13 protein-coding genes are annotated in these 9,175 nt (G+C 65.0%); 5 read left to right on the top strand and 8 right to left on the bottom strand.

Features of this window, described 5'->3' with window-relative positions; translation table 11 throughout:
• The 5 genes from N415_RS27365 to N415_RS27345 form a co-directional block, all read right to left on the bottom strand.
• Nucleotides 1-405 (bottom strand): PE family protein (locus tag N415_RS27365; RefSeq protein ID WP_081665556.1); only part of this gene is annotated, 405 nt, incomplete at its 3' end.
• A 169-nt stretch (nucleotides 406-574) separates the two neighbouring features.
• Entirely contained in the window at nucleotides 575-862 is a 288-nt protein-coding gene (locus tag N415_RS27360; RefSeq protein ID WP_068188513.1) for a cytochrome C oxidase subunit IV family protein, read from the bottom strand.
• Nucleotides 862-1,434 (bottom strand): cytochrome c oxidase subunit 3 family protein, encoded by a 573-nt coding sequence (locus tag N415_RS27355; protein WP_068188506.1) that lies wholly within the window; start codon nucleotides 1,432-1,434, stop codon nucleotides 862-864. Before N415_RS27355 ends, N415_RS27360 begins: the two co-directional genes overlap by 1 nt.
• Nucleotides 1,431-2,237: a hypothetical protein gene (locus N415_RS27350; protein ID WP_068188503.1), complete on the bottom strand. Its 807-nt coding sequence runs from the start codon at nucleotides 2,235-2,237 to the stop codon at nucleotides 1,431-1,433. The genes N415_RS27355 and N415_RS27350 overlap by 4 nt, the downstream gene beginning before the upstream one ends.
• Complete coding sequence (locus N415_RS27345; protein ID WP_068188500.1) at nucleotides 2,234-3,019, bottom strand: hypothetical protein; 786 nt, start codon at nucleotides 3,017-3,019, stop codon at nucleotides 2,234-2,236. The genes N415_RS27350 and N415_RS27345 overlap by 4 nt, the downstream gene beginning before the upstream one ends.
• A 105-nt stretch (nucleotides 3,020-3,124) precedes the next feature.
• On the opposite strand from N415_RS27345, the gene N415_RS27340 reads away from it, so the two are divergent.
• Both N415_RS27340 and N415_RS27335 read left to right on the top strand, forming a co-directional pair.
• The gene (locus N415_RS27340; RefSeq protein WP_068188496.1) at nucleotides 3,125-3,706 is read left to right on the top strand and encodes a TetR/AcrR family transcriptional regulator; all 582 of its coding nucleotides are present in this window, start codon (nucleotides 3,125-3,127) and stop codon (nucleotides 3,704-3,706) included.
• A 60-nt stretch (nucleotides 3,707-3,766) separates the two neighbouring features.
• Nucleotides 3,767-4,042, top strand: coding sequence for a hypothetical protein (locus N415_RS27335; protein ID WP_068188494.1), 276 nt, complete (start codon nucleotides 3,767-3,769; stop codon nucleotides 4,040-4,042).
• A 16-nt stretch (nucleotides 4,043-4,058) separates the two neighbouring features.
• On the opposite strand, the gene N415_RS27330 is transcribed toward N415_RS27335, so the two are convergent.
• Nucleotides 4,059-4,475 (bottom strand): hypothetical protein, encoded by a 417-nt coding sequence (locus N415_RS27330; RefSeq protein ID WP_068188491.1) that lies wholly within the window; start codon nucleotides 4,473-4,475, stop codon nucleotides 4,059-4,061.
• A gap of 202 nt (nucleotides 4,476-4,677) precedes the next feature.
• Here N415_RS27330 and N415_RS27325 point away from each other — a divergent pair, with 202 nt between their 5' ends.
• The 3 genes from N415_RS27325 to N415_RS27315 all read left to right on the top strand — a co-directional run bounded on the left by N415_RS27325 (nucleotide 4,678) and on the right by N415_RS27315 (nucleotide 6,542).
• Nucleotides 4,678-5,367, top strand: coding sequence for a hypothetical protein (locus N415_RS27325; RefSeq protein ID WP_152531608.1), 690 nt, complete (start codon nucleotides 4,678-4,680; stop codon nucleotides 5,365-5,367).
• Entirely contained in the window at nucleotides 5,364-5,939 is a 576-nt protein-coding gene (locus tag N415_RS27320; protein ID WP_068188486.1) for a twin-arginine translocation pathway signal, read from the top strand. The genes N415_RS27325 and N415_RS27320 overlap by 4 nt, the downstream gene beginning before the upstream one ends.
• A gap of 87 nt (nucleotides 5,940-6,026) precedes the next feature.
• Nucleotides 6,027-6,542, top strand: coding sequence for a hypothetical protein (locus N415_RS27315; protein WP_068188510.1), 516 nt, complete (start codon nucleotides 6,027-6,029; stop codon nucleotides 6,540-6,542).
• A gap of 33 nt (nucleotides 6,543-6,575) precedes the next feature.
• On the opposite strand, the gene N415_RS27310 is transcribed toward N415_RS27315, so the two are convergent.
• The gene (locus tag N415_RS27310) at nucleotides 6,576-8,255 is read right to left on the bottom strand and encodes an MlaD family protein (protein WP_068188482.1); all 1,680 of its coding nucleotides are present in this window, start codon (nucleotides 8,253-8,255) and stop codon (nucleotides 6,576-6,578) included.
• The coding region (locus N415_RS27305; protein ID WP_193376513.1) for an MCE family protein at nucleotides 8,256-9,175 on the bottom strand (920 nt) is incomplete at its 5' end. It lies immediately after the preceding gene.

Below are 9,175 nucleotides of genomic sequence, written 5' to 3'. Positions count from 1 at the left end.
GGGCTGCCCGGTTCCCGGTGCCCCGTCGGCCCCGTTGCCGATCAGCGGGCGGCCCAGCATCGCGTTGGTGGGCGCGTTGATCAGACCCAGCACGTCCGCCTCCAGGGCCTGCAAGGGCGAGGCGTTGGCAGCCTCCACGGCCGCGTACGCAGTCCCCGCGCCGTTCAACGCCTGCACGAACCGCTGGTTGAAGGCGGCCGCCCGGGCGTTCACCGACTGATAGGCCCGGGCGTAGCCGGAGAACAGCGACGCGATCGCGGCCGACACCTCATCGCCGGCGGCGGGCAGCACCGCGGTGGTGCCGGCGGCGGCGAGCGCATGGGCCGCGGTCAGTGTCGAACCGATGCCCGCCAGCTCCGTGGCCGCCGCGGCCACCGTCGCCGGTGCGGCAATGATAAACGTCATGGCGCCACCCGATCGTCGGTGTACTACGAGATCTGGCCGATGCTATTGAGCGTGGGTGAAACGCCAAAGACGCCGCCAGACAACCGTTATTCAACCGTTATGCAAGGCGTATATCTGCATGACACTACGCACGTTCGCGTCAAGCGAGTTGACAGTGATGTTCGAATTATCAGGCGAGCGTCCTGCCGATGAAATAGCAGCCGAGCAGCGCGACGGCCATGAGCACGACCCAGGCGTCCGTGAGTCGGCACAGCAGGGCCGGAGCCTGACGAACCTCCATGAACTCCCGAAAGATGATGCGCACCTTGACGAGTGCGATCACGATCACGCTCGACGTGACCACCGCGCTGGCCCTCAGCGTTCCGACCAGCGAGTGATCGATCCAAAGGTAGGCGAGTGTCAACGACGCCAGCACAAGCCAGACGATCAACAGCCTCTTGTTGAATCTGATGTCGATCACCTCACCACGTAGAGCAGCGCGAAGATGAGCACCCACAGGAAGTCGACGGTGTGCCAGTACGTGGCGCACGTTTCGACGATTTCCTGGGATCGCCTCGCCGTACTCCGAAGTTGGTAGACGATGACGCCGAGCACGACGAAGCCGATCAGCAGGTGCACGAAGTGGATTCCGGTGAGGAAGAAGTAGTAGGTGAAGAAGTCGTTGCTGTCCAACCCATTTCCCGCGCGGACCAACCGGACCCACTCAAACACCTTGAAAGACAGAAACACTCCGGCGAATGCGGCCGTGATGAAGGCGTCCCGCAACGCCACCCGGTAAGCGCCGGCGCGGGACGACTGGACGCACCGCGCCACCGACCACGAGCTCAGCAACAGGACGAGCGTGTTGAACACCCCGATACGCAGGTCCAGCTGCGCCTGGGAGTGCAGGAAGAGCTCGGGGCTTCGGGCGCGGTAGAACAGGTAGAAGCCGAAATAGCCTGTGAAGACCAAGGTCTCGAACAACACGAAGGCCCACATGTCGGGCTGGCCGGGCACGAACCTGGCGCGCTTGTCTGTCGGCGCGGTCATTGCGACGCCTTCGCGCGGTCTGGCAACGGGCCGTCGCCGAAGTCCTCGCGCTGGATCATCCGAAACAGCATGACGATGAAAGTGACTTGGTAGATGCCGAACACCACCATGTCCAGCCACCAGGCGATTTGGCCGTTCCACGCCAGCACGCCGCGCCGAAAGATCCAGCACGGCGCCACCACGACCTCGGTCAGCGCGTTGCACAGGTTGAGATAGCCGAACCACTTGGGGAACACCCGATTCTTGTCGAGCAGGATCGCGACCATCCAGATCAGCGAGCCGATCAGGAACACTCCCATGGTTCCGTCAAAGGACAGGAAGGCGAAGTCGTAGAGCCAACCGATCGCTTCGGGGTTTCGCTGTGGTCGCAGCGTCCCGACGACCAGCGCGATGTTGAGCAGCAGCATCCCGGGAACCGCACTGAACGTGTAGATGAGCAGATACGAGTACGCGAACGCACGGCTCACGGACATTCGTCGCATCGAATAGGCGATCAGGGCGTTGTTGGTCGCGATCAGGCCGCTGATTGCGAAGATGACGCCGAATCCAATGGGTATCCCGAGGCGGCGTTCACCGAACCAGTGCACCTGGGTTGCGAGATCCCAGGTGGGCTGCGGCGGCGGCTGGACCTGCGCGACGATGAAGAACACCGGGAAGAAGACGTTGTAGAAGACGACCAGCGCTCCCCACGCCAGCCACAGCTCCCGTTTGGGGCCGTGCCGCAAGTGCCAGGCGATCCGGTGGCGCAGCGGTCCCGAGGGTGGCGTGGCTTCAGAAACCGCCTGTGCCGCAGGGGCACTCATGCGCTGACCAGTTCGTCGCCGCCCTGACGGTTCTCGGCGCGCTCCCGGTAAATGGCTTGGCCGAGAACCACGCCCATCACGATGATCCACACGGCGATGGCAACGTTTTTCAACCAGAACGTCAGGAATCCGTCCCACGCGAGCGGTCCGGTCAACGACACACCGACGAAGGCGGCGGGCACCAGGGCAGCCGCCACCAGAAGGTTGAAGTGAGCCACCCAGCGGCTGAATATCGGCTGCGACTGATCATCGAAATAGATTGCCACGGCCAGGATTACGCTTTGCCCGATCAGGAACGGGACCACGATGGTGAACGTGATCCAGCCGAAGTCGTTGAGCAGCTGGGTCAGCTCCGGGCTTCTCTCGGGGCGGAAGGCGGCCAGCAGCCAGCAGACGTTGGCGACGAGAAACAGCGTCGGCCCGCCAGCCACGCAACCCAACATCGCGTAGGAGAAGATCGGCGTCCGATGCGCCATTCTGCGGATCTGCAGCACGATCAAAGTCAGGACCGGGACGAGGCAGACCCCGAACCAGTTGAACACGATCATGCTGTAGCGGATCTGCGGCAGGTGCGCGGGATCGCGATAGAACGCGGCCACTTGCTCGGCCGACATGCTGGGTGACATCGGCGGATTGAACCCCGGAAACAGGAAAAAGCACGCGATCCAGATGATCACCGTAACCGGCAACGTCCACAGCAGGATCAGCTCACCGTCGGTACGCCGCAACGCGGTTCGCGACGAGTGGCGGCCCGCTGCGTCGTTGTCGCCGACGTCGGACATCGCCTGGCTCCTTCTCTGTGACGGCATGAATCCATACCCCGTTAGTCAGCGAAACTAGCCGATCGGCTATCCTCGGGTCAATAGCCGATCGGCTACGCTTCCGGTGTGGTTTCCCCGCAGACCAGGAGCCGGTTCCGCTTCATCACGCGCAGCGCCGCGCAGACCCGCATCCTCGATGCCGCGCTGCAGTTGATCGCCGAGCACGGTGTCGGCGGCACCTCGCTGCAGATGATCGCCGACACCATCGGGGTCACGAAAGCCGCCGTCTACCACCAGTTCAAGACCAAGGAGCAGATCGTGATCGCGTTGACCGAGCGGGAACTCGGCGGCCTGGAAGAGGCCTTGGAGGCGGCCGAGGCACACGACCACCGGTCCACGGCACGGGAGGTGCTGCTCGACCGGGTCATTGACGTCGCCGTCGAACGTCGCGGCGCCGCAAGCACCCTGCAGTTCGATCCCGTCATCGTGCGGCTGCTGGGCGAGCACGAACCCTTCCAGCAATTCATCCAGCGGCTCTACAGCGTGCTGCTCGACGACGCGGCCGAGGACGCACGGGTGTCAGCGGCCGTGTTGTCGGGCGCGATCGCGGTCGGGGTCATTTCGCCTCTGGTGGCCGACATCGACGACGACGCCCTGCGCGCGCAGCTGGGCCGCATCACCCGCCGGCTGATCGACGCCGCCGACTGATCGCCGCACCTCCACAGAATTTTTGGTCCGGTTCGGCGGTCACTCGGGTACGGTTCTCCCATGAGCAAAGTCGCGCGTGTCGCCGCCGCAGCGATCATGGTCAGCGCCGGCTTGGGCACCGCGACGGTCGCTCACGCCGACAATCCGCCGTGGCCGTTCGTGGGCTATCACTGGTGCCCGGGCCAAATGTTCGATCCGTCGTGGGGACCGCAATGGGAACCGACCACGTGCCACGACGCGCACCATCGCGACATGGACGGCACTGTCCACAGCTTCGACTACTGGGGACCCAGTCCCTTCCAAGATTGGCCGGAGATCCCGAACACCCGGCCGTGAGTCGAGCCGAATCGGCCTAAGTGTCGCCGCGCTCCCAAATCTGTGTTCCGTCATGCGCATTGCAGACGAGGAAAAGGCCGTCCGGCGCCTGCGCGACGTAGTACTCCGGGAAATCGACGCAAGATGAGCCCTCGACCTTGACGCCGGCCATCGGGGGCGACCGGAACCACCGGGGCTCGTACCTCCTGGGCGAGCCGCAGAACATCAGTCGTCCCGGCTGCGTGGCGAAAGACACGTAATAGTCGGCGGTCCCGAATACGTAGTACGTGGTGTTGTCGCACGGCGCACCGAGCACCTGGTGCGGCATGATGCCCGGCGTGCAATCCGGGTAATCGCAATTAACCGGCGCTGCGGTGGCCTGCGGTGCCACGGCGACACCCAGGCCCTGCGAGAGGCCTAAGAGCACGGCGACCGCTGCCACTATGAATCGCACGGGATTACTTTAAATTACTTCGCCCACCGGTGGGAATAGAATTCTCTCACTCGGAGAAGACTTGCGTCTAAAGCCGCTATCTCCGCCGCCGGGCCGCCCGCGTGGCAGTGATAATGTGGCTCTCCTGTAGGCGCGACGAGGAGGTGATCCAGTGCCTCGGCGCAAGCTTCCCGCTGGGGCGACCGTCGCCGACGATCGAGACGTGGTGGTCCCGTCGATGTCACCGCCTACCCCTGTCCCAGAAATCTCCGAAATCGCCGAGGCGGACGCCCGTGCCGAGGCTGCTCGCGCCCGCGCGATGCGGTTGCGCCAACAGCTCGACGCAGCATCAAACGGTCAAGACGGCCGGGCCGAAACCGAAGAGACCGACTCGGCGTCATCGCGATGGCGCTGGCTTCGTCCCCATCGCCCGAGCCGAAAGGCGACGGCGGCGATCGCAGCGGTTTTGGTCAGCTGCGCGTCGCTGGCGGGCAGCGGATACCTGGTATGGCATCACCGCGGCGTCGAGCAGGAAAAGCGTCGCAGCGCGGAGTTCGCCGCGGCAGCCCGCGATGCCATTGTGACGATGATGACGATCGATCCGACCAAGGCGAGGGAAGATCTGCAACGTTTCGCCGATGACACAACCGGGACGTTCAAAATCAGCATCTTGATGGGCGGCGAGGATGCCGTGAAGGCGGTGGAGGAGTCCAAGGTCGTCTCCAAGGGCTCGGTGCAAGCGGCCGCCGTGCAGTCCATGACCCAGGATTCAGCGATTGTGCTGATCGCGGCGAAATCGGAGATCACCAAACCCGGTGAGACCAAGCCGGAATCGCGCCAGCTGCGGATCGTCGTCACCGTTCAACGCGATGCCGGGCAGCTCAAGGTTTCCAGACTCGAGTTCGTCCGGTGACGGTCGACAGAGCTGAGCACGAGGAGCGGCCGCCCGCCCGCCGCGGCGGCGCGCTCGGGCGCTGGACGCGTCGTTGCCTGGCGCGGTGGCGGTCAATCCTGTTGACGCTTCTGCTTATTGCCGCCCTCGGCAACGCGGCCCGGATTTTTTACTTCGATTACCGTCCGGATTTGCAGACCGACCGCGCGGCGGCGCACCAGGTAATCAGTGCAGCCAGTGACGGTGTGGTGGCGTTGCTGTCCTACTCGCCGGAAACGCTTGATCGCGATTTCGCCAACGCCAAATCCCGGCTCACCGAGGACTATCTGGCCTACTACCAACGGTTCGCCGACCAGGTCGTGGGGCCGTCGGCGCAGCGCGGCCAAGTCACGACGACCGCCACCGTGGTCAAGGCGGCCGTATCGGAACTGCAGCCGAATTCCGCTGTCGTGCTTGTCTTCATAAAACAAAAGACCACAAGCAAGGCGAAGCCGGAACCTGTGGTGACGTCGAGCAGCCTAAAGGTGGAGATGGCGAAGGTCAATGGGTCGTGGCTCATCGATAAATTCGATGTCCTTGAACGCCCCACCTAAACCATTCCGTGACATGCGGGGGCGGTGTTAGTCTGTGAATTCGATTCGCTTGGAATTGGCGGTATTTAACGCCTCGAGGAGCACATGATGCGTCCGATAAATATAGCGATAAGCGCAACCGTTGCAGTCGTCGGCGTGGCGGGCGGCGTGGGCGTCGCCCCGTCGGCATGGGCCTACGACCCCGCGATCAATGGGACGTACACCGCCACCGTGGTCGGCGACTGGGCCCGTACCAATGAAATTTTCCACCAGGAGGCGGTGGTGCGCAGCACGTGGACCATCACGACGTCGTGCTCCACCGCCTATCGGTGCGACGGCACGGTCGTCAGCGACCAGGGCTGGACCGCACCGATATTCATGAATGATGCCGCCACCTGGTTCGTCAAACGCGACATTCCCAATTGGACGACGTGTCAAGACGGCACCTCATACACCGGTCACGACGTCATCCATTTCTATCCGGCGAACCCGGAGACCGGCGAGAAAGTGCTTGGGTCGCCGGTCCTGGCCGGACGGGAGCAGACGTCCGGCCCCAGCGGCGCCTGCGGCACCAACAAGCCGCTGTACATCGACCAGCCATTCAGGCTGGACAAAATCAGCTGACCCGGTTCATCTGACGATGGCCCCGCGCGGGCATCAGGTGGCGAACATGTCCTTCCACGTTTTCGGCGCCTTGGGCGACGTGGGCTTGACCAGATCCGATTGCCGGTAAACCTGGCCATCCGGGGTCACATAGCTGCCGGTGCGAGGGTTGTACTGGGCGATCGCCACCGATGGACCGGTCTGAGACTCGTTGCGCCCGAACGCACTTGGCGCCGCCGAAGGCCCCGCGGGCGGCCCCGGCGGCGGGGCGCTCGCCGCTGCGGGCGCCGACCCGGCGGGAGCAGCGGGAACGTCGATCGGCGCTATCGGTGAAACGTCCCCCATCTGCGCCAGCGGGCTGAGCGGCGCCGCGGGCGGCGGCAACGCCGACGCCGGCGGCGTTCCCCGCGGAACCGCGCCCGGCGGCAGCGGCGTTCCCTCCACCGGCCCGAAGATCCTGTCTCGGTACCAGTTCATCCGGTCGTCGGGCGGGATGCCCTGCGCGATCAGATTCGGGTCCAGCGGGTAAGTGCCGAAGACGTGCTGCCTCATCGCCAACGGCTCGAAAGGCTTGTCGCTCTCGCAGATTTCGACGGTGGGCGCGCGTTTCCCGGGCTGTCCCATGCAGGGATAGTTTCGGGCGCCGCGCACCGCGATGGGCGAATCCTGCGGCAGTTTGCAGTACAGCCCGTCCGGCGTGTCGATGGTGCGGGTGTCGGCCGCGGAACGCCATTGGCTGGGCGGCAGGAAGCCGACCGTGCATGCCGGCGGGTCACTGACGATGAGATTGAAGGCGCCCGTGGCCAATCCCGTCGGCGACTTCGTGCCGACGAACGACTGAATCGCCGCGGTGAACGGCGGCAGCAAGACCAGGAGCTGTTCGATCGACGCGTGATAGGTCACGCCGATCTGGCCGATCGTGGTCAGGTTCGCAAGCAGCACCGGCAACGTCGGTTTGATCTGGTCGAGCAGCCGGGACGCCTCGTTGAGGGCTCCAGGCCCCTGTTGCAGCAGGGTGCGAAACTGTGGGTCATCCTTCGCAAACTGGCCACTGAATCCGGCGAGGCTGCGCGCCCACGTACGGATCGAATCCGCGGTCTGCGCTTGCGCATCCAAGAAGGGCCCGGTGTCTTCGGTCAGGTTCCTGGTTTGGTCGGCGACGCCGTTGAGGTCACCCGAGAGCCGTGACGAACTGTCGAACAGCGATCCGAAATCGTAACCGGAGCCGTTGAATGCCTGGAACGACTCGTCGAGCAATTGACCGAGCTTGCCCTTGGGGATGCTGTTGATCAATTTGCTGGACTGGTCGAGCACGGGACCGATCGGCTGCGGGATCGTCGCGTCGTTCATCGCGATGACCGAGCCGTCGTGCAGGTAGGGCGGCGAGTCGTTGCGGGGTCGCAGATCAACGTAATACTCGCCAACCGCGGAGATGCTCAGCACCTCCGCCTTCAGGTCCGCCGGTATCTTCGGCGAAGTATCAAGGGACAGCGTGGCTTTCGCACCATCGGGGGTTAGCCCGACCCCGGTCACCTTGCCGATCTGCACCCCGCGGTAGGTCACGTTGCTGAAGCGGTACAGGCCGCCGGTGGCGGGCAGTTTCAGCGTGACCGTCATCTTGCCGATGCCGAGCAGGGTCGGCGCCTGGACGTACCACAACGCCATGATCACCACACCGGCGATCCCGACGATCGTGAAGATCGCCAACTGGATTCGGACAAACCGGGTCAGCATCTACGAGCCCCCGTCCGTCTGGCTGGTCGTCGGCGTCGCGCCCGGCACCGGGGCGCCCTGGTCGGCCGGCGGCACGGCCCCAGCCGGCGGCGGTCCGGGCAGCGTCGCTGTCGGCGACTTCTGCGCATCCGGGCCGAGCCACGTCAGGCCCGCGATCAACGGCGACACCGGCGGCGGCGGTGGCGCGGGCGGTGGTGTGTCTGCCGACTGCTGGTTCACCGGCCCCGGCGCCGCGGACGGCGGCGGCCCCGGCAGCGGCCGCCCCCAGGGCGGCGGTGGCCCGAACGGTGCCGGTTCCCCTCTTGGGCCGGGCTTGCTCAGCGCCCCGGGCGCCCCGGGCGGTGCTCCATACCGGAATTGCAGGTATTCCGGATCCGCCGGTCCGGGTACGGCCTCGGCGCCGATCCGCTCCCAGTGGGTGCCGCGGAGGATGCCCTTACGAAGCCCGGCGTTCGTCAGATCGATGATGAAATACCCGTTGAGGTAGTCGCCCCGGATGTAGCGGTCGATGATGCCCTGGGTCCACGGGAACGTCGGCGCGTACGCGAGGGCGGCGTCCAGATCCGGGCCGATGTCGGCGAGCGCACCGAGTGCCGGCGCCAGATTCGTCAAGTTCTTCACCAAGTCGTCGCCCGCGTCGTTGACGAGTCTGGTCGCGGTGTTGCTGAATGTCCCGAGCTTGTTCAGCGCGGTCGTGATGCGCGGGCGCTCCTTGATCAGCACGTCCAGTGCGGGCGGAATCTTGTACAGCGCCTGGGTGATCACGTCGCGTTGGGCGGCGAACGTGCCGGCGAGGCGATTGAGGGCGCGGATCGACGCGACGAGGTTGTCGCGCTGCTGGTCGAGCGTTCCCACGAACCGGTCGAGGCGCTCGAGCAGATCGCGAACGGCGCCTTCGTTTCCGGACAGCGCGGCGTTGA

The sequence above is a fragment of the Mycobacterium sp. UM_CSW genome (assembly GCF_000455205.1).
Taxonomy (GTDB): domain Bacteria; phylum Actinomycetota; class Actinomycetes; order Mycobacteriales; family Mycobacteriaceae; genus Mycobacterium.
Note: the sequence above shows the minus strand (reverse complement) of the source record. Positions and strands in the feature narration are given on the sequence as shown.

Coding starts and splice junctions, on each gene's coding strand:
- N415_RS27345 (WP_068188500.1), bottom strand. CDS start 3,019: ATGTCCGACGTCGGCGACAACGACGCAGCGGGCCGCCACTCGTCGCGA.
- N415_RS27315 (WP_068188510.1), top strand. CDS start 6,027: ATGCGTCCGATAAATATAGCGATAAGCGCAACCGTTGCAGTCGTCGGC.
- N415_RS27350 (WP_068188503.1), bottom strand. CDS start 2,237: ATGAGTGCCCCTGCGGCACAGGCGGTTTCTGAAGCCACGCCACCCTCG.
- N415_RS27310 (WP_068188482.1), bottom strand. CDS start 8,255: ATGCTGACCCGGTTTGTCCGAATCCAGTTGGCGATCTTCACGATCGTC.
- N415_RS27335 (WP_068188494.1), top strand. CDS start 3,767: ATGAGCAAAGTCGCGCGTGTCGCCGCCGCAGCGATCATGGTCAGCGCC.
- N415_RS27355 (WP_068188506.1), bottom strand. CDS start 1,434: ATGACCGCGCCGACAGACAAGCGCGCCAGGTTCGTGCCCGGCCAGCCC.